Genomic DNA, 22,606 nt, shown 5'->3' on the forward strand with positions numbered 1-22,606 from the left:
ATATTAGGTATATGATAAACAAATCTATCAATTCCAGACATAGCAATATAAATAATTATTCCCACACAAATTAAAATGTTTTTATCTTTCATAGCTGGTCTCCTTTACACCTTATTATTTGTCCGTTTCTTCATACCCATATTATAACAGTTCCATATATCCGCTACAATGAAAATCTATTCAGTAAGCCTATTTTTTCGGCTGTCCCTGCGGTGTATGGTTCTGTGGACTGCCTGCGTTCTGATTGCCTTTATTTTTCAATACAATATCCTCTGCCTTTACATACCAGTCCACATCTGCACCCGTATAGGTTTTTCGTGATACCGTATCGGCTACTGGATTGACAAGCTCCACAACTGCATTGTACGGAAAATCCCTTAACGGTACTTCTGGCGGTACAGATACGGGGATAATTCCACCATGCAGACTGCACTTCAAATCATAGATACGCTTTTTAATCTGGGTACTCGGTGTCCCGTCCTCATTCTGTAAGAACACATCACGCACCGCTGTAAATTTTAATTCTCCAAATGTTTTCTCTTTGTCAATGACAAACCCGTTTGATAATCTCATAAATTCTTCACTCCTTTACTTTTCTTCAACTGCTACAATATCATCAGCAAGCAACACATAATCGGTATGTCCCATATCCCCGATTGCGTAACCTCTGCCATATAACTTCGGATTGACAAGTTTTACTTTCTGCTCATATTTAAAATGCTTTTCGCCAGCCTGCACGGGAATTTCTACCACAACATTTTCGCCTTTCTGTACGTCAGAATATAGGTTATAGCTTCGTCTGGCTAAGACCCTGCGGTTATTTTTATCTCTTTCAAAGATAGGCTCACTTTCGCCTGCAAATTCAAGAGTTCCAAAAGACTGTGCCATATCTGGCACGACATATTTCATTTCCATATTGTTTTTACCTCATTTCTTTCTATTTTTGATAAGTTAATTGATTGTGATTTCTTATTCTGGCGGTTAGGGAAGTACCAGCAAGCCCCCAGATAGTAAAGGGTAAAATCAATGCTTCGCACCCTTGACTATCCGTGTTCTTGCAGGTAAGTAGCAGACAAGCCAGAATAAGCGGACGTCTGCCGTTTGACAGCTTCGGCGGAGAACGTGATTTTTCTTTCCTCATACCGTTACCGCCTTATGATTTCTTCATTTTACGGCGTTTGTAGAAGAAGATACCTGCCAGTCCAGCACCAGAAGTCATAAGAAGTGCAAGCAGTCCGTAAAGGTTTGTGTTATCGCCCGTTTTGGGACTGTCGCTCGGTCTGCTAGGCTTTTCTGGTGTCTGTGGTGTTTCGGGTTGCTCTGGTTCTTCTGGGACTTCGGGCTTTTCCTTAAAGGTAATCGTCTGTCCCTCGTCCTCAATGTCCTTATGCTCGGTAACTTTCTTCGGCTCGTCTGGATTGCTGAAATCGTACAATTCTTCAAAAGTTACAAGCTGTTTGCCGTCAAGAGAAGTAGCGTCAAAGGTAAAGGCAACTTCCACTTTCATAGTTTCGCTGTCTGCGGTAAAGGTGTAATCACTTTCCACACGTTTTCCATTGATAAGAAGCTCTGCATTTTCTTCTTTCAACATCTGCCAGCCCACAAGTTTGTACTGTGTGCCGACTTCTAAGCCCTCTAAAGTTACGGTATCAATGATTGTAACGTCTTTTCCTGCTTCAATCTCTTTGTTGCCGTCCTTATCCGTAGCAGTCGTATGTATTTTGATGATACGCTCTGTGATAAGTACCGTCTGTCCGTCGTCCTCAATGTCTTTGTGTTCCGCAACTTTTACGGGTTCGTTTGGATTGCTTAAATCATACAATTCTTCAAAGGTAACAAGGTTCTTGCCACCTAAAGCAGACGCATTGAATGTATAGGAAATTTCCACTTTCATTTCTTCATCATCAGCGATAAAGGTATAATCATTTTCTACACGCTTTCCGTCAATGATAAGCTCGGCGTTTTCTTCCTTTAACATCTGCCAGCCTTTCAACTGATATTTTGTGCCTTTTGTAAGTCCGTCTAATTTGACGGTATCAACAATCGTAACCTCTTTTCCTGCAAGGATTGTCTTTTCGCCGTCCTTGCTGGTCGCTGTGGTATGGATAGAGATTTCTTTTTCGTATTCATCAGTCAAAGTCCCTAAATCAATCACAAGATTGTTTCTTGATACTACGATTTCAAATGGTGGGATAAGTTCAAAGCCTTTGTTGCTGTCAGAGCGTAATTCCTCAATGATGTAAGTATCATAAGGCAATGCCCCTTTGCTGTCATCTGGTTCAGAAGTTCCAAACCATACACCGTCCTCGCTGGTCTTTCCTGCGTTGGTATTGTGCTTATGAGAAGCCCAGTCAGCAGAAGTGGAGAACTGCCCGTTATCATCAGTTACCACGACATGACTTTCTCCCGTTGTCTTGCTTGTGATCCTAAAGGGAACATCAGCAAGACGCTTGTGTGTGCCTGCACCGATTTTTACGCCCTCAATATCTCCACGCTTAATCTGATTGTAGATAGAATGGGCTTTGTCGGTTAAGTCCACGATTTTTCCATTTTCTGTGATTGCAAAATCAATCGGTTTCGCACCGTCTGTCAAGTAACCGTCTGGAGCTTCACTCTCAACGATACGGAATTTTCCATAAGGTAAAAGGTCAGCGGAAGTAGAAGCGACACCCTCAATGTCTGTATGGATTGTTTTTACCACTTCATTTTTCTTGTATAGCTTGCCCTCAACCAATACCACATTATCATTTAAGGAAATGATGTCAAAGGCAGTATCTTTCAAAGTAGCACTTCCTTGTGGCTTTGTATCGCCCGTTTCTAAATCTCGTTTCTGAATTTTGACACCGCCACGGATAACCTTGTCTGATACAGAAAACTGATTACTTCCAGCCAATACAGCAAGGTCGCCGTCCTCGGTAATCTGTGTTACATATAAGCCCTTAATCTGTTCGGACTTATCGCCAGCCTGCATATATGCACCGTCTAACAAGTAACCGTTTGGAGCTTTTGTTTCCTCAACAGTTAGTGTTCCTAAAGGAAGAACTGCTTTACCGTCCTGCATATAGAAGTTATCGCCAGACACCTTGTATGCGTCCCCTAATTTTGTGATGTAATGAGTTGTCCCGTCGCTGTCTGTTTCAGCGAGTGTCTTTGTGACCCATGTACGAGTAGCTTCGGCAGGGAGATTGTCTTTGTTGTAGAAGCCAGCATAATACTTCCATGTAAATTCCGCACCTGCTAGAGAAGCGTTCCCCTGCGGATTGTCTTTCTGTGTTTCCATATCAATCTTAAAAAGCTCAATCAAAGTGTCTGTTACCTTTGGTGTATCTGATACTTTTAAGATTGCTGTTTCGCCAGCTTTGATTGTCAATGGATAGACTGTTTTATCCACTTTATATCCTGCTGGTGCAGATAATTCCTTGATATATACTGTGCCAGCCGTTACCTCTACAACATTCGTATTGCCATTTTCATCAGTCGTAAGGGTGGCAAGCTGTTTCGTGCAGTCCTTATCAGCAAAGACACCGTATGTTGCACCAGCGATAGAGTAATTTCCGTTACCGTCTGTAATGCTGGTATTACTGGAAGTCTTTTGCAGTTTCGCATTTCCGACATTCAGTTTCGCCCAGAATTGTCCCAATTCCTGCCCCTCGCCAGAGTAGATATAACCGCCACATTCATAGCGTCCTTTATTCTCTTTGACAAAGGCTTTTGCACCAGCGAAAACTTCGTCCTGCGTAGCTTTTGGAATTTCATTATAAGAAGCTCGCACGTTATCACATTGCCAGCCAAGATGTACGCTCAATCTCTGCCAGACAACACATTGTTCCAACAGATAGATTTGTTTGTAATTCAATTCCTTGTGAACTTCGCCATACTGTTTGACATACTCTAAGGATAACGCCACATCTGAAATCTGGTCGGCACTCATGCGTGAACTTGCGTCAGCTCTGGTCTTATAGCCATTCTTAAAGTCTGTATTGATGTCAATACAATAGGCAGTTTCGCCCTCAACTTTCATCATGCCCTCATTGAATGTAGAACCGATAGAACCGTCATTCATTACTTTTTCAATGATACCGACACGCTCTGCACTTTCCGTCCAGTATTGCTTGCTTTCTGCATGAACGGGTGTAGTTGGTAAAGCAGTAACGACAGTCGCAAGAGCTAAAAAGCCCGTACACAATCGTTTTAACATCTTTTTCATAAATCTAATGCTCCTTTCATTTTGGGTAATAAAATAGCCGTCCATAATGAACGGCTGGAAATAGAAAAGGAACGTCATTTTAGGCGTTCCATAGTCTATAAAATATTTAATTTTTTCTTGTTTCAATACTGATGTGTTGTACCATAATATCTTTGCATATCTAGGAAAACTTGCGTATCAAGGCTCATTCGTTAGTAGTAAATAAGTAGTAAATTGATGTGTTTGTTTCCTTGAAAATGCTGATAGATACTGTGTTTTAGCGGATAATCAGATTTTTATTGTGTTTTTTATATAAAATATTTCCATTAAAACAAACTGTTCTTTAATTTCCACTAATTTTAATATGATTTTCCTATCATTTATCATTTCTTCTCGCTTAATTTTACCCATCTGTTTTAAAATAGCTCCACTCATTGTTTTGTCTAAATAGGCCGGATTTATTTTTCGTTTTGTATATGCCATATAACTGTCTTTTGTCTCTTCTATTAAAACTGCTGCAAAAAAACTTTCCCAGCTGAAATATTCTCCACTTACTTTTTTCTTCCACAGCATTTCTTATATTTTTTTCCACTGCCACATGGACAGGGATCATTTGGATACACTTTCTTCTCTTTTACAATCGGCTGCTGAATCCCCATTCGTCCCATTCTGTCAGAATTTCATATGTATCTTCATAGTCTATACACTGCTGTACCATGTTCCGTAACGCCTGCGTATATCTTTTTTCATCATAGGCTGATTTTCTTTCATTACATCATAAATTTCTTCTATTACAATCGCACCTATTTTTTCTTTCGCCTCTCTCGCAGAATATCCTGCATCGATCAGTTTGTCATAAGATTCCTTTGTTACAGGCGGATTATTTTCTCTTAACTGATTATCTACAACTTCAAATATCAGTTTCTTTAATCTTAAGTTTGCCATTTAATCTCCCTCTCCAAAATACTTCATCTTTTACTGTTATTTATACTCGCAATTTTCTTCACAAAAAGGCAGTTACTTTGGTATGCTCTCTGAAAGGCATAATACCCCCGAGGATGTCAAGTCATTGCTACAAACTTTTTGACCTTTTTTCCTTCGATTTTCCCATAAAATCGTTGTTTTGGAACAGAGGACGTTATATTGTTGTCACAAAATCAGTGGGGAGGATGTAACGTCATTGTCATATTATCGCCACTTTCATTGCCGTTATCATCGCCATTGGCAATGGTAATGGCAATGACAATTCAACCTTTATAAAATAAGCTACATAAGCAAAACATTTTACAAAATACTCACCCTGTGGTTCATACCTCTGACAGTGCTCCATCACTATCTATCATTTTGATCTCTTCAGCTGCATTCAAGACATTCAGCTGATATTCAGCAATCTCTTGTAATATTTTGAATCTTTCTCCTTTTTCTTTTCCTTCACGCAGCATCTGTGCATTATGTGATTCCAGATTGGATAGAACTGTTAATTCATTAATTGTTGCAAAATCTCTGACATTGTTTTTCTTCGCAAGTTCAGGATTTGCCTCTCTCCATGCTTTCGCCGTAAATCCAAATAATGCTACATTTAATATGTCTGCTTCTTCCGCATATGCCAGCCATTGAAGGTTTTCTCTGTAATTCATTTGAGGAAGCAAGTATCTTTTTACAGCATCCGTCTGGATCAGATAATTATTTTTACTTAAAAAACGTTTTGCATCCCATTCCTTTTGTTCAGAATTGTTTTCTTCTTCCTTCAACCGCTGGAATTCTTTAATTAAATACAATTTAAAAACCGGACTGATCGCAGATGCAAATTCAAAGGCAATGTCTTTGTGTGCATATGTGCCACCATATTTTCCACGTTTCACATATAATCCAATGGCATTTGTTTCATTTACCCATTCCGAAACACTAGGTGTAAAAGTCAATAACCCTGCTTGCTTTTTAAAGTGTTCGGATTCGAACACTTTAAAATAGGGATTATATATCTGTTCCCATACAGACAAATATTCCAAAGTACCACGATTTCTCAACCAATTTCTTACCACATCTGCTGCCCTGACAGAATCTGATTTAGCCTTAGCAATATCTGTAATGCAAATGTAATCATCTAACTTCTGTTTCGAAATTGAAATATGCACATTTTGTACTTCAATTACTTTATTCTTCATTCACATCTTCCTTTACAATAAGATCATCCATCTTTACTTTATACGCCAGCAAACGTAATACATAATCCGGCATCTTTCTGGTTCCTCGTTCCCACTCTGTTACTGTTCTGTATGGGATTTCAAAATATTTACAAAATTCCTTTCTGTTCATTCCGGTACTTTCTCGTAATTCTTTTATTTTATCTTTTATTTCCATTTTCTCTTCCCTTTTCATTTACACATTGTGTATGTATCGTAACATATTTTTTCATTTATTACAACATCTATCATCTTCATTTTGGTATGCTCTCTGAAAGGCATAATCTCCCCGAGGATGTCAAGTCATTGCTACAAACTTTTTTGCCACTTTTTCCTCGATTTTTCCCATAAAACCGTTGTTTTGGAACAGAGGACGTTATATTGTTGTCACAAAATCAGCAGGGAGGATGTAACGTCATTGCTACAAGTTCAGTAGTAGTGGACGTTACATTATTGCTACAAATCAAGCCAGTGATTTCCATTCCACCTCCACTCTCCCATCATCATACACATATATCCCCTGCACATATTCTTCCAGCATCTCTCGTGTCAGCTTTTCATAGCCTAAATACATCAACATCTGCTCCACCGGAACATTCTTTTTCATCAGGATTTCTTTCTCACCGTTTATCAGTTCTTCCAACTCCTGTATACATTTCTGCAATCGTTCTCTTTCTTCTTCCAACTGCTTCTTGGCTTCCATGAACTGTTTCTGGTTCATCTGTCCCTCATGATACTTCTCATAGTTCTGACGGTTCTGAAGCTTTATCTGCTCCTGACGTTTTTCACAGTCCGTACTTTCCAGCTCATAGGCTTCTATGCTGTCCGTATGCTGTTTTCTCATAGATTGCTGCATCTGTTCCTGGCTGATATTCTGACGTAAATATGCCTTAATTTCTGCCAGCACGATATGCTCTAGCATTTTGTTATCAGCTTTTCCGGCAAAGCATCCTGTATCTTCTTTTCCTTTACTGTAAGCACAGCTATAAAGGATATGACCATGAACCGGACTGCTTGAAGTCAGGCTTCTGCGACAATTTCCGCATTTCACATAGCCACCTAACAATGTTGTTTCCCTGTCGAATTTGCTTTTCTTGGTGTATCTGATCTGCAAGGACTGTGCTTTTTCAAAAATTTCTTTTGATACGATCGGCTCGTGATGATTTTCCATCACTTTCCACTGATTTCTCGGTACCGGTACTTCTTTCCCTGTTCCGGGATCTGGAATTTTTGTCTTTCCATAGACCATACAGCCTATATAAGTTTTATCATCCACAATCTTCCGTATCATATCACTCGTCCACTGCAGTCCTCTTGATGCAGCTTTCTTGCTGTCTGATTTCTGTCGTCTGCTCATGGACTGCAAGGGAGTCAGTACCCCCTCTTCATTAAATAACCGACAAATCTCCATCTTGGAATACCGCTGATTTGTCAGTTCAAATACTCTGCGAATCACTTCTGCTTCGTCCTCTACAATCACCAGTTCTTTCTTATTTTCAGGATTGATTCGATACCCATAAGGTGCAGATCCACAGCAATACTCACCTTTTCCTCGTCTGGTACTGACTGCCGATTTTACCTTTACAGACTGGTCTTTCACATAAAAATCTGCGATCAGTCCTTTAAACTGTACTTCGATGTCGGAACTCTTTCCTATATAATCTTTAGAATCATATCGGTCTGAGATAGAAATAAATCGTATTCCCAGGAATGGAAAAATCTGTTCCAGATAAGTTCCCATCTCAATATAGTTTCTGGCAAAACGTGAAAAATCTTTTACCACAATACACTGCACTTTATTCTCCCTAGCAAGTTCCAGAACCTGCTTAATTGCCGGACGCTCCATACTGGAACCAGAATATCCATCGTCGTAGAACTCCTGAAATGGCATAGAAGCCAGTTCCGGGATATTGGAAATATAATCTTTTACCAGTTTTCTCTGATTGATAATGCTGTTACTTTCTCCCTCTGAATCATCTTCCATGGAAAGACGGTAATATCCAATAATCAGTTTCTGATCACTCATGTTCTACCGCCCCCTTAAACCCGAAGTTGATTTCCAGTCTGCCATCACCATACAGATACATACTTTCAATCAAGCCCTCCGCAAGTTCCGCATTGATTCTGGTTGTCCCATCCAGTTCCAACAGACTTCGTAAAAATCTGGCTTCTTTTTTCTGTTGTTTTTCCAGCTTTCGTATGGTCTGCTCCAGAGACTTCTTTCTCTCTTCACAAAACTCTTTCCAGTTATTACGGTCATCTTTCATTTCTATATAGGCTTCTTTGGAAAATTCACCCTCTTTATATTTCATAAATGCCTGTGCCAGTTTTTCTGAACGTCTTTCCCTATCTGCATCCAATTTTCTGATCTCAGTTTGAATCTCATTGATTTTGGAAAGAAATACCGCACTGCTTATAGCAGACATATCCTTTTTCCGCAATCCAGATAACTGAAACTGTCTGGTTAGCTCCGAACGGACAATTTTCTGCAGCTTCTCTTCGGAAATAGATTTGTGACTACATTTTCTTTCATCCCGATACCAGGCAGCATTGCAAAAGTAATACACATTGCCTCTGTATCTACGTGTACACATTTTCCGCTTACAATCACCACAATAGAATACATTGTAAAATGCTCTTTCATCATCTTCCCACCCTGCAGTAGTTTTTGTTGCTTTCTGTTGTGCTGCTTTTAGCCTGACCTGTGCTTTTTCAAACAATTCTCTGCTAATAATTGGCTCATGGGCATTTGGCGTAATAATCCACTGGCTCTCGTCCAATATGTCACACCATTTTTCACCTCTTTGAAATCTGGATTCATATTTTCTCTGAACCAGATCGCCATAATAATTATTCCGGTTCAGCACTGCACGTATCGAAGAATTTCCCCACTGATGAAGGTTCTCTCCGTCCTGACAGTACACATGATGATATTGGTTATAATCTGAAATCCGATGTACCCTATCCTCAAACAGCCTGTCAATAATGCTCTGTACGCCATCTCCCGAAGCATATTCTTCAAAAATCCTGCGGACAATCTTTGCAGCTTCCGGTTCCACCATCAACTTATAAATTCCATTTATCTTTTCCACACAATATCCATATGGAGCTGTAGATCCCACATACTCACCATTTTTCTGTGCAATACGTTTCGCTGCCCGTTCTTTTGCGGAAATGTCTTTCGCATAAGCATCATTCACCAGATTCTTGATATTCATGGATAATTCCTGATTCTTGGCATCCGGTGCAAATGAATCATAGTTGTCACATACAGAAATAAACCGCACTTTCATAAAAGGAAGAATCTTTTCCAGATAGTTGCCAGTTTCGATATAATTTCTTCCAAATCGTGAGAAATCCTTTACCAGAATACAGTTTATTTTACCTTCCCTGACATCATTCATCATCCGTTCAAATCCCGGTCTGTCAAAATTTGTTCCGGTTTTTCCCAGATCAGAATAAATGTTATATACAGCAATTTCATACTCTCTGTTCGGATTTTCATTGTGCTTCTGAATGAACTCTTTTATCAGCGTAACCTGTGTTTCAATAGGTTCTGACTTTTTTTCATCACTGTCTACGGATAATCTGACATAAATTGCAGCCATACATACCGGAATCCCAAGAACTTTCTTCTCTGTGTTTTTCTTATATCTTTTTGCTGTCCTTGCCATTTATCCCACCTCTTTCCTGCACTCTGTCCGGTGTTCCGCATAAAACCGTCTTATGACTTTCATTTTCTCAATCATATCCTGATAACGGATATGAATTTTGATCTGTTTGTTTTCATAAATATAGATTTTATCTACAGTCAGTGCCAGCAATGTGCGATCCAGTTCTTTGATTTCCAGTGATTTCTTCCAGTCCTCCAACTGAACAGTTGCAGACACTCCACCCTCAAACATTTGCTTTACCAGTTTTTTCTGGTTTTCAATCATCTGCTCCAGTTCTTCACATTTTCTTCCGTAACTTTCCCGAAAATCATCGAACTCCTCTTTGCTGATCAATCCCTCTTTCAAGTCATCACCCAAAGATGCTTTCAGGCTGTAATAACGGTTATATTCTTCCTGCAACTTACTAATCTGCGTATCATAACCGATTACCTGATCGTAACTGACTTTCATTTCACAAAGTTCTTCCATAATCATCTGATAGTCTACGAAAAGTGCCGTATATGCCTGAATCTCTTTCAATACAATCCTTTTCAGCACCTCTTCCGGAATACTGTGTCTGGTGCAATCTCCACCTTTATTTTTTGTCTGGCAAATATAAAAGGCTTTTTTCTTTCCCTTATACTGATTTACCCTGCGTATCATCGGTGTATGGCAATCTCCGCAAAATACAAAACCCGAAAAAAAGTTTGCACTGTCCGATGTTTTCGATGCCCTGCCATCATACTGAAGTAGCTTCTGCACCACATCAAAATCATTCTGCCTGATTATTGCCGGATGCGTATTTTCTACTTTCACCCACTCTGATTCTGGCTTATCCAGACGTTGCTTTACCTTATAGCTGATTCGTTCCTGCTTGCCTTGCACCATGTTTCCAATGTAAACCTCGTTGGTCAGAATCCTTTTAATCTGCACTGCCGACCATTTCGGTGTGTCTGAGCTGTGAAATCCAGAATTGTAATTCTCGCCATTTGCCTTTTTATATTCTTTTGGCGACTGCACATGACGTACATTCAGTTTTTCTGCGATTGCTCCAAGACTGAATCCATCAATTTTCCACGAAAATATTTTTCTTACAATATCTGATGCATAAGAATCAATCACCAGACAATTCTTATTCTCTGGATCTTTGCAGTAACCATACGGGGCAAACGCTCCAATAAATTCACCTTTTTCACGTTTGATTTTCTGGTGGCTTCGCACTTTACCGGAAATGTCCCGACAATAGCTTTCATTTACGAAATTTTTGATTGGAACTACAAATGACTTCTCTGAAAAATCTGCTGTTTTACTGTCAAACTGGTCTGTAACTGAAATAAAACGCACATTTAAAGCCGGGTAGGTCTTTTCGATCCATCGCCCGGCTTCTATATATTCTCTTCCGAATCTGGATAAGTCTTTTACAATCACGCAATTTACTTTTCCAGCTTCTATATCAGTTGTCATTCGTTTAAACTCAGGTCGATCAAAATTTCCTCCTGAGTATCCGTCATCCACATATATATCAAAGATCTGAATATCCGGCTGGCTTTTTACAAAGCTCCGAAGTAACTCTCTCTGATTTGCAATGCTGTTGCTCTCTGACTTCGCACCGCCCTCTTCCATATCATCTTTCGATAATCGAAGATACAATGCAGCATCGTATATATCTGGCATATTCATTTGCATCTGTTCCATTTTACATCGCTCCCAACTTACTTATTCCATTGAATTTGAAGTCAGAAACCATGTATCACGTTCATTTTCCCTGACCTCACATTAACATAACATCTGTACCTTTGCAAGACATTTTAATACATCAACTCCGTCCTTTTTCTCAGATAATCACTAATGGCATCTGTGGCATCCATTTCTCCTGTCATCTCCACAACCACTACATATCCTTCATTCATGTGAGCATACGGCTGATCGCCGGATTTATCCAGAAAAGTTTCCACTTTCTCAGAAATAGCTTTATCCATATCAGGAATTAAATCTTCAATGTCCTTTAACTGCTCCAGATCAACACTAGAATCTATTACCGACTGATTCACCATGATGCTCACCTCTTTTCCAACATATTCTTTGTATCAGTTGTCCTATACCTACAATTTTCTCAATCACATCACCTTACCTTTCACATTTTGTTCTCAAATTTTATCTATTACTATGGCATTGCATATTCTGTTCGGCGTGTTGGCTTCCATTTGTATAACCCGTTGTCAACGTCACAGTCAACCTCTATCAGAGTATTTCTGAATACTGCCAGCTTCTTCGCAAGCTTACCAGTCGTTTCCGGAGTATCTTCGACGCTCGCCCATAAAATCATTTACAGGGTTATGGCATCTGTGAGATCAGATTATACAGCTCATGTAATTTTCAAGGTACAAAAGAGTTTTTTTGAATATCCTTTCACTTATTACAGCCTGGAAACACCAAAATGTTGTTCACTTCAAAAAAATCCTCTCACTAATAAAGCCTGACAGAAGGATTTTACCAACCTCATTTTGCAATAATTTGCAAAAACTATTTATCCTCATCTGTACATTCGCTTTCGTGCGAATCTTTATTGTACTGTTATTTTAATTCGCCTTAATGCGAATGTCAAGTATTTTATTCGCTTCAATGCGAATCTTTCTGTTTACATTCATTGTTTTTGGTAGTAAAATAGATTTATCAAAAAGAAAGCAGGAAATCTGATATGACAATCGGTGATAAAATAAAAAAAATCCGGACATTCCGGCATATGACGCAGGCAGAACTTGGTGCTGCCCTCGGTTGGGGTGATAAAGGTGCAAACCGCCTAGCCCAATACGAAACAAATTACAGGGTTCCCCGTAAAGATCTTGTAACTGAAATGGCTAAGATTCTGGATGTAAATCCACTGGTACTACACGAACCGACTACTATGGATGCATCTGAACTTATAGAAATCCTATTCTGGATTGATGAATTTAACCCAGCAGCTATTAATCTCTTTCAGTTAGAAACCTATCCGGGTGAAAAATGCAATTCCAGTGAGGATACCGCTGTCCGTTATCATGATTCTGATAACTGGCCGGCTCATCCACCTGTTGGTATGTGGTTCAATTATGGAGTTCTCAATGATTTTATGAAAGAATGGGTTCTCAGAAAAGAAGAATTGAAATCCGGTAAAATTACCAGAGATGAGTATTTTGAGTGGAAAATTAACTGGCCACAGACCTGTGATGGGTGTGGGAAATATGAGCCGAAAAGGCAATGGCGATCTGCAAATGCAGAACTTAGTGAAACTTAGCAAAACTTAAATTTATTATGTTTTTTCTCTTTAACCAAAGAAGAAAGCACTGAAAACCATTAGTCCAACGGTTTTCAGTGCTTTTTTCATATTGCTCTATTGAATTTTCCTCATTCCACCTATACAAGTGAAACTTAGAGAAACTTAAATGAAATCTCTTTCAGACAATTCAATTTGGATATTCTCCAACTGTGGATTATTTCTCAGTGGGCCAGTTTCCAGCTTACTGCCTGCTGCCTTGCATCCACAAATCTCTTATAAATACCTTCCTGCTTCATTAGCTGCTCATGTGTTCCCTGCTGTACAATTCTTCCTTTGTCAATAACCACAATCTGGTCTGCATGTCTGACTGTTTTTAATCTGTGGGCAATCATAATAATCGTTTTTTCCTTTGTAAGTGCATCTACTGCATTCATCAGATCCTTTTCATTCTCCGGATCAACATTTGCTGTTGCCTCATCTAATATAACGATTGGTGCGTCTTTCATGATTGCTCTGGCTATTGAAATACGCTGTTTCTCACCACCGGAAAGTGTGGCTCCTCCTTCTCCGATCACTGTGTCATATCCATTCGGAAGTTTGCTGATGAAATCATGACAACATGCTTTCTTCGCCGCTTCCACCACTTCCTCATGACTTGCATCCTGGCGTCCGAATTTAATATTATTCTCAATGGTGTCTGCAAACAAATACACCGACTGAAACACAAATGAGAAATTACTCATCAGACTGTTCATGCTGTAGTCTTTTACATTCACACCTCCAAGTGTCACTTCCCCGGAATCCACATCCCAGAACCTGGCAATCAGATTGCAAAGTGTTGATTTTCCTCCACCAGATGGTCCAACGATTGCTGTCGTCGTTTTCTGCGGAATAGAGAGCGATATATCATCAATGATCTTCCGTTTGTCATAAGAAAACGAAACATTAGAAAGTCTGATATCGTAATTTTCCGGCTGTATTTCTTTACCGTCGATATCCATGGTATCCAGCTCCAATATTGCATTTGCTTTATCTACACATACGCTTACCACATGTAAAAGAGAGGAATAATTTCCTGCACATTCCAGACTGGCATAAAGCATAAATGCTGAAATTGTCATACCGATCGCATAGACCGCACTCATAGTTCCATTAATATAAAAATATGCACTGCATGCTACAATCACTGCACCTGTGATTTTTGTTATCACACTTTGCAGAAAATGATAGGGAACAAACAACATCTCCATCTTTGTATTGATCTTTTCACATGCTTCATTTGCATCATTTAATCTCTTTGCCTTTTTTCCAAGCAGATTGTATGATTTTACTTCTGATATTCCCTGCAGATACTCCATGATCTGGTTTACAAGTTCTGTATCGCATACCACTTTTTGCTCTGAATCTTTTTTTCCCACATTCTGCATCACAGAATTGACTCCAAAGAAAATAAGTACTCCTGCTGCGGCGATCAGTCCGATTCTCCAGTCAAAAAGAAACAACATCAGAATGATCATGGATGTTTCCAGAATTCCCTGCATGGTCAGCATAACCACTCTCGCAGCCACATCGCCAAGTATTTCCATTGTATTGGTTGTAATGGAAGAAATTTCCCCGATACTATTGGAATTGAAGTACCCCATCGGCAGATATCGCAGATGTTCTGCAATCTTGATTCTCATAAAAGCACTTGCATTATATCCTCCCTCTGTCTGAAGCACTGTAGAGTATCTCTTGCAGATTACGTCGACTACAATTGCAAGAACCATAATCGCAACGGAGCCTCCAATATATTTTCCTGTCGGTTTCCCACTCAGCAGACCAATCAGTATGTACATAATAGCCGGAATCTTCATTGCTGAGGCAAGAGCCTCCATGAGTCCGATCACTATCGACAGTTTAAATTTATTGCCATTTTCCCTGCCTGAAAAACGAAAGAATTTTGCCAGAATCCCAAACATATCATTCTCCCTCCTTCACCGTATCTTTTACAGAAATATGGGCATTCCACATTTCCTTATAAAGCGGGCATGACACCAGAAGTTCCTCATGTGTGCCATGTGCTGTTACATTTCCATCATTTACAACAAAGATCTGGTCACTGTCCTTAACAGTAGAAAGTCTGTGTGCTATTACGATCAGGGTCTTCCCTGCTACCAGTTTTGCGATAGAATTCTGCAGAATTGCCTCATTTTCCGGATCTGTGTAGGCAGTTGCCTCATCAAGGATCACGATCGGAGCATCCTTTAACATTGCTCTTGCAATGGAGATACGCTGCCTCTCGCCACCTGACAGATGTCCTCCTGCACCTCCTACAACCGTATCAAATCCATTCTCCAACTGCATGATAAATTCATAGCATCCACTTTTCTTTGTCACCTCGATGATCTGTTCATCTGTAGCATCCGGATTTCCCTGTCTGATATTTTCACGGACTGTTTCATTAAACAGATAATTGTCCTGTGCAACATATGCAATTTTCCGATTAAAATCTGCAAATGCCAGTTCTTTGACATCAACTCCACCGATTTTGATGCTTCCGGAATCCACATCCCACAGGGACGCAATCAGCTTTGCGATGGTCGACTTGCCGCTTCCGGAAGGTCCTACGATTGCATTTACCGTTCCTGCTTTCAGCTCCATAGTTACTCCGTGCAGGATTTCTTTGTCGTGATAACCAAATCTGACATCTTCAAGAGTAACGGAGTTATCTTTTGGAACACTTTTACTTTTCTCTGGACGTTCAAGCTCCGGCTGTTCCAGAATTCCTGCCACTTCACCAACAATCACTCCGATTTTGCCAAGATCATCTGTATAGGAACCCACTGTGATCAACGGTCCAACGATTCCAAGTGATAAAATAATGCAGATGACAAAATCTGAAATCGCAAGTGTTCCATTGGCTACATAATGTGCCCCAAACGGCAATACCGTAAGAAGCGTATAAGGTGTGACCACCATCATCAGTCCATGAAAGATTGAGCACCGTTTCATCCAGGAAATAAAGGAATCTGCATAAGCCATAGCCGCCTTTGTAAATTTTGCATAAGAACTTTCTGTCTTTCCAAATGCCTTGATCACTTCGATTCCGTCAATATATTCCACTGCCGCATCATTCAGATCTTTTGTTGTCTGAACCGTTCTCTCGAAGCTTGGTTTATAATCCAGCATCATTCCAAAATAGGAAAGAAATCCCACTATAACCGGCACCAATGACCAGAGTGCCAGTCTCCAGTCTGTCAGGAAGAAATAAATCAAAATCACAATCGGTGCTAGCAGATTGGACGTGAATTCCGGGACAATATGCGCCAGTGTTGTCTCGATACTGTCGATTCTTTCCACCATGATATTTTTAAATGTACCGGAAGGTGTGTCTTTCACATAGCCAAGAGGTACCCGCGCCAGCTTGTCACAGCAGGATTTTCTTATATTTGCAAGTACTGCAAACGTTGCTTTATGTGACAATGCTGTCGAAAGTGAATGAAGCAGTTCTGCAATGATAAACGATAATGCAATCAGAACCGCTTTTGCAAGATATATTTCAAACTCCTTTTCACCATTTAAAAACAGCTTTACTACATCTGCAATAATAAAATACGGCAAAATCTTAAAAATCACATTTCCTATTGCAAGTAACACACTCCACACATAGGCAATTCTTTTTTGTCCGGCCCATGTCAGGATCCAGCTGATTGCCGACTTCTTTTTTTCTTTCACATTCGTTCACTCCTTACTTTGGTTTTATTGTTGTTTCTTTCATTAGTTTATTCTAACTCATATATAATAAAATAGGTGGCTTACTGGCATTAGCCACCTGACTTACATTAGTTATACCGGGAATTCAATATTCCACAATCGTTCCCAGCCACCTGTATTGAATTCTTTCAGCTGATGCACATTTTTCTTTGCAGTCTCCCTGTCTATATCATGCTCAATGATCTGAAATACTGATGAAAAAAATCCCGTATAGATCATATGCATAAGGCTTTCCTCTACAATCGGTATTTTCACACCGTTCTCTTTCATCTTTTCCATATATTTCAGGCTGGACTTCATTTCCCGTTCTACCATATTGTGTATGAATAGTTCAAATTTTCCACTGTCTCCACATTTCAACAATAATCTGAAATTATCATAATGATCATAAATATAATCAACCATCTGCTCCATTCCATCACTGGATGTATACGACATATTCCTTGTCTGATCACTGGCCGAAAGCTTTTCAAACTCCTCAACGATCTGATCATAAATCTGATAAATGTGTTCCATATAAGGATCTGTCAGTGCATCAAAAAGTGCCTCTTTCGTCGGATAATATTTGTAAAATGCACCAGTAGTAAGTCCGGCATCTTTTACAATGTTTCTTAAAGATGCTCCGGTCAGACCATCTTTCAGGAAATGTTTTCTGGCTGTATTTAATATATTTTTCTGTGTATCTTCTGCTTTTGTCGACATTCTTTTCGTATCCTCTAAAGTTCTTTCCAAAAATATAACAGTGCTATATAGCACTGTTATATTTTAACTCATTACAGGAATTTGTCAAGTCTGCTGTTTCGATTTTTAATTTTCCCGTGTATTCAATTTTCACTTAGCAGATGCATCTGTAGTTTGATTTTGCCGTCGTCACACCACATGATTCTCTTCAGCATCTTTCCTTTTGACCAATATAAACTTTTCATTGCTATATATAAGAACGGAACCATGATTTTGCGTGTTGCCTTTCCAATTTGTACAAACTGTCCACCATCAAAAAATACATGCTTTAACGGTATTTTTGCCTATGTCAGAAATGCCATGGCAAGATCTGCACCAATCGAAGATGCAACTACAAGTTCTATTTCTTTGATTCCATGTTTAAGCCTCCTCTTCGACTTTTTCAAAATCTACTGTCTGTTCCTTCATAGAAATTTTTACCACCTTAAAACCATACTGCAAAAGTTCCTTTTTGAATGTAAGGAACGAATGATCTATAGGCACTCCGGCAATGTTTTCAATTTCAGCAAAAGTCAACTTGAAATCGTCTGTTTTATTTTTATTGATCCACTTCCATAAAGGATTATATTTGCTCATAATTATCATTCATCTACTTTCCAAAACTATTTACAATATCCTTTACCATCAGTCAGATTTACTCCACTTGCCACAACACTTTCCCTGGATAAAATATTTTCTTATCTTCTCCATTCCTTCTGCATCCATCTGATACTGATCTGCAATAGTTCCATTTTCAAAATGAATGACATCAGTGCAACACTCTATAATCAGTTCCAAATCATGTGTGATCACATAAACCGAAATTCCGGTATCCCACACTTCTCTTAGAACCTCTGCAACCTCCAGCATATGCTTATGATCAAGACCACTGGTTGGTTCATCCAAAAACAGCACAGAGCGCCCGGAGGCAATTGCAGATGCGATAGCCGCCCGCTGCTTCTGACCTCCGGAAAGTGACATTGGATGACGGTCTTTGACTTTTATCAGATCCAGCATATCAAGAAATTTGTCTGCTTCTTTCTCATTTTCTTCTTTCATGCTAATCATAACTTCATCCTGTATTGTCTCTGTAAAAAGCTGATGATTCACTTCCTGCATAACCATATAACAGGCTTTCAGCCTTTCTTTTGGTCTGTAAGTTTTTCCATTCCAGATGATTGTGCCACATTGTTTTTCCAAACCACAGAAACAACGGGAAAAAGTAGATTTTCCAGCTCCATTATTGCCCGTAATTGCGACAATCCGATTTGCCGGAATCTCACATTCTCTGATATATAAAATCTGTGGACCATTCTTATATGCAAAATTAAAATCATGAAGCTCCATTGTGGTTCTTTCTGATATCAACATCTCTGGCATAAGGAGATTTTCCAGAACATAAGCCCGCAGTCCCATCTCTCCTCGCTTTTCTTCTGTCAGATTTTCAAACTCTGTGGCTGAATAATCCTGAATAATCTGTCCCTCTTTCATATAAATAAACCGATCCGCCAGCCCACGCAGATAATACAGGCGATGCTCCGATATAATAATTGTTTTTCCCTGTTCCTTCCAGTGGGCGATTATTCTTCGCAGATCCATGATTGAAGCTGCATCCAGATAGAAGAGGGTTCGTCCAGGACAAAAATATCCGGTTTCATAATAGAAACCCCTGCACAGGCAATCTTCTGCTTCTCTCCACCTGAAAGCTGAAAAATATTGCGTCCAATCAATTTTTTCAGATGCAGCTCCTGAATTGTAGCCTGCAATCGATCTTTGACTTCTTCCTTTGGCATTCCAAGATTTTCACATCCAAAAGTAATCTCGCTTGTTGTGTCTACATTAAAAAACTGTGACCGTGGATTTTGAAAAACACTTCCAACAATTTTTGCTGTATCATACAGTGGCTGCTGCGAAACATTTATCCCATTTATCCATATCTCACCAGTTAATTTTCCTTCATAATAATGTGGAATCAACCCATTGATCATTCGAGTGAGTGTTGTTTTTCCACAACCGCTCTCCCCACATAGCACAATAACCTGACCATCTTCTATCTCCAGATCAATATCCCGGATTCCCACAGAATATTCATTATTTTCTCCATATGTAAATGTTGCATGATCTATTTTTATCATAATGTACTACCTCAAAAAACAATATACTGATGCAAAAAGAACAATATAAAGCATGCAAAGCAAACAACAATGGCAATAAAATCCTGTACATGAAAGCCAATCTCGCAGACATTGGTTCTTCTGACCGGTGCACCAAGTCCCCTTGTTAGAGCTGCTGCAGACAGCTCATCACCAATTTTTATTACGGATACCATCAATGGTATCAGCCGGTATTCAATCATAAGGAATGGATTTTTACCACCAAAACGGATATTTCTCATTTTCATTGCATCCCGGATTGCCTGATATTCTTCCTTGATTGTAGGAAAGAAACGGAAAATAACTGACAACGGTATTATGATTTTTTCTGTGACATGCATCCGCTCCATTGCACTGATAAACTCACTTACAGATGTAGAAGAAATCAGATATGCGCCTGTCATAATTCCCGGTGCAAAACGCGTCATAATTGATGTTGCTGCCAATATCAGAAAAGAAATCATACCACTCCAAACATTCAATGCCAGCCGCTCCAGTACAAAGCATACCGCATAGAGAACTGCATATTTACCGGCTGTTTTGAATTTGTGCTCTGACAAAATCAATGCAAATGGTATAAGGCTTAGTATTGGTTTCACTATATTCATGATTCCATCATTGCTGGTACTGAACATCAATGTTGTAATCGTTATAAGCATAAACAATTTTGTTCTAGGATCTAAAACAATTCCATTTCTGCTGTCAACAGTAGCAGATAATATCTCATCCATTACACGATTCCTGCTTTTACAAAGTGTTTTTTGAGCAACGCTTTTCCAATCATTCCTCCAATGATTGCGCAGATAAAGATACCTGCAATCACAAGAACAATGCTCCACATAGGCATGACAGCCATTACTTTATCTGCATACTCTTTACCAAAACTGGCTGCGAAGCTGGCTCTTGAATCTTCTACCATGAAGTACATTGGAATATATGTACCAACCATCCAGAGACTGAATACTGCATATCCAATCAGGCTCCTTTTAACACTTTTATAATTGCCAAATTTCAGAATCAAATCTCCCAGCAGCCCAAAGATAAGTCCCAAAGGTACACCCCAATATCCCATTCCGGTAAGTCCCATCAAAAGGCCACTCAGAATTGCCATCAGCGTTACCATACCAAACTTCTTTACCCTTGTCAGGAATAACATAAATGGAATTCCTGTGATCAGTGTCCACAATGCACCAAGAATCGGAAGAAATATCGGAACAAAGCCAATCGGAATTGCCACACAACATCCGAGTACAAAATAAAGGACTGTGAAAAGTCCCAGATTAATCAGGTCCTTCGCCTGTAATTTGTTATTCATACAGAATACCTCCCTTGTATAATTAGCTCTATCTAACTACTCCATAAAATACCATATGTTTTGTTATATCTCTACAACCAAATATCATTTTAGCTCCAAACAGCATTGGGTTTTATTGTTGACTCTGCTCTCTTCAAATCCTATAATATTATCTGTTACAGGGCAAAAGTACTTATATCAGGGAGATCTTCTATGAAAATTAACGACGTGATCAAAAAATGTATCAAAATACCAGGTATATCCATAAAACAGGCTGAATATAGTATGGAGCTTATATTAAATACGAAGGAAGGTAAAGGTTCGATGACCTTTTTTTCACTTTTTCCCGGTCTGTCTCTGGCATATATTTTTATAAATTCTCCAACCTGGACGGCTCCCGACCTCGATCAGACAGCTCCATTACAAAAGGTCCATTGCTTCTTAACTATTGTGTGACAGGTCGTTGTGAAATGATCCTGAACAACCAAAATTTTGTCTACATCAAAGACAGAGAACTTTCTCTCACAGAATGCTTCGCCCAAAAAGAATATGTTTATCCAAAGCGCATCTATGAGGGGCTTGAATTCTTTATTGATATAGATACATTTACTTTAGAAAATACATGGGTACAAAATGAATTTAGCATTGATTTCAGAAAAATCTCAAAGATGTTTTGTCCTCATGGAAGCACTTATATATCGACAGCGACCCACGAAACTGAGGAAATTCTCAAAAAACTATGGGAATTATATGATTTTCCGGCCTCTTTTGCAGTCATTCAAATGAAAATATATACGCTCGCTTTATTCTCAGTACTACAAAATTTGGAGGCTATCCCTAAGTCTCAGGCCTGCACTTTCTTTACTGAATCTCAGGTTAATATTGCTAAAAAGGTCGAAAATATCATCACCTCAGACCTAAGGCTGCATCATCCTGCGTGGGAATTGGCTGAATATTTTTCTATCAGCGAAACCAGTCTAAAAAATTATTTTCGCGGTGTTTACGGACAGAATATTTCTGTCTATCTGCGTGAAATGCGTATGAATAAAGCAGGCGAACTGCTTGCCTCAACACGACTGTCTGTAGCTGAGATTGCAGCACAGGTCGGATATCTGAATCAGAGCAAATTTGCCTCTGTGTTTAAAAAGCATTTTGGTGTATCACCTTTGGAATATCGCCGCACCAGACATTTAGACTCCTAAACTCTCCATTTTGTTGCCTCTCTTCTTTCAACAATAAAATGACGATAAATCCCATCCTGTCTCACAAGTTCTTCATGTATTCCCTGCTGTACGGTTTTCCATTCTCCAGAGCGAAAATCCGTTCAGCTTTCTGTACTGTTTTTAGGCGGTGTGCAATCATAATAACAGCTTTATCATTTGTCAGGTACCACCCACTGGTCATT

22 protein-coding genes and 2 pseudogenes are annotated in these 22,606 nt (G+C 39.3%); 3 read left to right on the forward strand and 21 right to left on the reverse strand.

What is annotated here, in order from left to right:
• Positions 1 to 189: 189 nt before the first annotated feature.
• From DXB52_RS06915 to DXB52_RS16155, 13 genes and pseudogenes are all read right to left on the reverse strand, one after another.
• On the reverse strand, positions 190 to 573 hold the full coding sequence (locus DXB52_RS06915; protein ID WP_118106829.1) for a YdcP family protein: 384 nt from the start codon (positions 571 to 573) through the stop codon (positions 190 to 192).
• 15 nt (positions 574 to 588) lie between these two features.
• Complete coding sequence (locus DXB52_RS06920) at positions 589 to 909, reverse strand: YdcP family protein (RefSeq protein ID WP_472520012.1); 321 nt, start codon at positions 907 to 909, stop codon at positions 589 to 591.
• Positions 910 to 1,153: 244 nt separating this feature from the next.
• Positions 1,154 to 4,207: an SrtB-anchored collagen-binding adhesin gene (locus DXB52_RS06930; RefSeq protein WP_118106830.1), complete on the reverse strand. Its 3,054-nt coding sequence runs from the start codon at positions 4,205 to 4,207 to the stop codon at positions 1,154 to 1,156.
• Positions 4,208 to 4,474: 267 nt separating this feature from the next.
• Positions 4,475 to 4,759 (reverse strand): hypothetical protein, encoded by a 285-nt coding sequence (locus DXB52_RS06935; RefSeq protein ID WP_118106831.1) that lies wholly within the window; start codon positions 4,757 to 4,759, stop codon positions 4,475 to 4,477.
• Positions 4,738 to 4,821: pseudogene (locus DXB52_RS06940) on the reverse strand (SEC-C metal-binding domain-containing protein); the annotation flags it as partial. The pseudogene DXB52_RS06940 and the gene DXB52_RS06935, both read right to left, overlap by 22 nt.
• Before the next feature lie 64 nt (positions 4,822 to 4,885).
• Positions 4,886 to 5,131: a hypothetical protein gene (locus DXB52_RS06945; protein ID WP_207659440.1), complete on the reverse strand. Its 246-nt coding sequence runs from the start codon at positions 5,129 to 5,131 to the stop codon at positions 4,886 to 4,888.
• Positions 5,132 to 5,493: 362 nt separating this feature from the next.
• Positions 5,494 to 6,351 carry a KilA-N domain-containing protein gene (locus DXB52_RS06950; protein WP_118106832.1) on the reverse strand — a complete coding sequence of 286 codons (858 nt, stop codon included), beginning with the start codon at positions 6,349 to 6,351 and terminating at the stop codon, positions 5,494 to 5,496.
• Positions 6,341 to 6,547 (reverse strand): helix-turn-helix domain-containing protein, encoded by a 207-nt coding sequence (locus tag DXB52_RS06955; protein ID WP_054753198.1) that lies wholly within the window; start codon positions 6,545 to 6,547, stop codon positions 6,341 to 6,343. The genes DXB52_RS06950 and DXB52_RS06955 overlap by 11 nt, the downstream gene beginning before the upstream one ends.
• Positions 6,548 to 6,832: 285 nt before the next feature.
• Positions 6,833 to 8,395: a recombinase family protein gene (locus tag DXB52_RS06960; RefSeq protein WP_118106833.1), complete on the reverse strand. Its 1,563-nt coding sequence runs from the start codon at positions 8,393 to 8,395 to the stop codon at positions 6,833 to 6,835.
• Positions 8,388 to 10,043, reverse strand: coding sequence for a recombinase family protein (locus DXB52_RS06965; RefSeq protein ID WP_118106834.1), 1,656 nt, complete (start codon positions 10,041 to 10,043; stop codon positions 8,388 to 8,390). Before DXB52_RS06965 ends, DXB52_RS06960 begins: the two co-directional genes overlap by 8 nt.
• Positions 10,044 to 11,717: a recombinase family protein gene (locus tag DXB52_RS06970; RefSeq protein ID WP_008369875.1), complete on the reverse strand. Its 1,674-nt coding sequence runs from the start codon at positions 11,715 to 11,717 to the stop codon at positions 10,044 to 10,046. It abuts the gene before it with no gap.
• Positions 11,718 to 11,830: 113 nt separating this feature from the next.
• Complete coding sequence (locus DXB52_RS06975; protein WP_008369874.1) at positions 11,831 to 12,076, reverse strand: DUF6870 family protein; 246 nt, start codon at positions 12,074 to 12,076, stop codon at positions 11,831 to 11,833.
• A 110-nt stretch (positions 12,077 to 12,186) separates the two neighbouring features.
• Complete coding sequence (locus DXB52_RS16155) at positions 12,187 to 12,348, reverse strand: hypothetical protein (protein WP_181980259.1); 162 nt, start codon at positions 12,346 to 12,348, stop codon at positions 12,187 to 12,189.
• Between the two features lie 372 nt (positions 12,349 to 12,720).
• Here DXB52_RS16155 and DXB52_RS06980 point away from each other — a divergent pair, with 372 nt between their 5' ends.
• On the forward strand, positions 12,721 to 13,296 hold the full coding sequence (locus tag DXB52_RS06980; RefSeq protein ID WP_015540893.1) for a helix-turn-helix domain-containing protein: 576 nt from the start codon (positions 12,721 to 12,723) through the stop codon (positions 13,294 to 13,296).
• Positions 13,297 to 13,499: 203 nt separating this feature from the next.
• Here the strand turns inward: DXB52_RS06980 and DXB52_RS06985 are convergent, their stop codons facing one another.
• The 7 genes and pseudogenes from DXB52_RS06985 to DXB52_RS07015 all read right to left on the reverse strand — a co-directional run bounded on the left by DXB52_RS06985 (position 13,500) and on the right by DXB52_RS07015 (position 21,222).
• On the reverse strand, positions 13,500 to 15,239 hold the full coding sequence (locus DXB52_RS06985; protein WP_118106835.1) for an ABC transporter ATP-binding protein: 1,740 nt from the start codon (positions 15,237 to 15,239) through the stop codon (positions 13,500 to 13,502).
• Between the two features lies 1 nt (position 15,240).
• The gene (locus tag DXB52_RS06990; RefSeq protein ID WP_118106836.1) at positions 15,241 to 16,995 is read right to left on the reverse strand and encodes an ABC transporter ATP-binding protein; all 1,755 of its coding nucleotides are present in this window, start codon (positions 16,993 to 16,995) and stop codon (positions 15,241 to 15,243) included.
• Positions 16,996 to 17,106: 111 nt separating this feature from the next.
• Complete coding sequence (locus DXB52_RS06995) at positions 17,107 to 17,736, reverse strand: TetR/AcrR family transcriptional regulator (RefSeq protein ID WP_008369863.1); 630 nt, start codon at positions 17,734 to 17,736, stop codon at positions 17,107 to 17,109.
• Positions 17,737 to 18,135: 399 nt separating this feature from the next.
• Positions 18,136 to 18,351 (reverse strand): hypothetical protein, encoded by a 216-nt coding sequence (locus tag DXB52_RS07000; RefSeq protein WP_172675351.1) that lies wholly within the window; start codon positions 18,349 to 18,351, stop codon positions 18,136 to 18,138.
• A gap of 48 nt (positions 18,352 to 18,399) precedes the next feature.
• Positions 18,400 to 19,889: pseudogene (locus DXB52_RS07005) on the reverse strand (ABC transporter ATP-binding protein).
• Positions 19,890 to 19,900: 11 nt separating this feature from the next.
• Complete coding sequence (locus DXB52_RS07010) at positions 19,901 to 20,638, reverse strand: energy-coupling factor transporter transmembrane component T (protein WP_015540888.1); 738 nt, start codon at positions 20,636 to 20,638, stop codon at positions 19,901 to 19,903.
• On the reverse strand, positions 20,638 to 21,222 hold the full coding sequence (locus DXB52_RS07015) for an MptD family putative ECF transporter S component (RefSeq protein WP_118106837.1): 585 nt from the start codon (positions 21,220 to 21,222) through the stop codon (positions 20,638 to 20,640). Before DXB52_RS07015 ends, DXB52_RS07010 begins: the two co-directional genes overlap by 1 nt.
• Before the next feature lie 192 nt (positions 21,223 to 21,414).
• Between DXB52_RS07015 and DXB52_RS16880 the strand changes: the two genes are divergently transcribed.
• Positions 21,415 to 21,657, forward strand: coding sequence for a hypothetical protein (locus DXB52_RS16880; protein ID WP_472520013.1), 243 nt, complete (start codon positions 21,415 to 21,417; stop codon positions 21,655 to 21,657).
• A 14-nt stretch (positions 21,658 to 21,671) separates the two neighbouring features.
• Positions 21,672 to 22,403, forward strand: a complete 732-nt coding sequence (locus DXB52_RS07020; RefSeq protein ID WP_472520014.1) for a helix-turn-helix domain-containing protein — start codon at positions 21,672 to 21,674, stop codon at positions 22,401 to 22,403.
• 61 nt (positions 22,404 to 22,464) lie between these two features.
• On the opposite strand, the gene DXB52_RS16160 is transcribed toward DXB52_RS07020, so the two are convergent.
• Complete coding sequence (locus tag DXB52_RS16160) at positions 22,465 to 22,605, reverse strand: hypothetical protein (RefSeq protein ID WP_005333771.1); 141 nt, start codon at positions 22,603 to 22,605, stop codon at positions 22,465 to 22,467.
• Position 22,606: the final 1 nt, after the last annotated feature.

The sequence above is a fragment of the Ruminococcus sp. OM04-4AA genome (genome assembly GCF_003462585.1).
Classification (GTDB): Bacteria; Bacillota; Clostridia; order Lachnospirales; family Lachnospiraceae; genus Mediterraneibacter; species Mediterraneibacter faecis.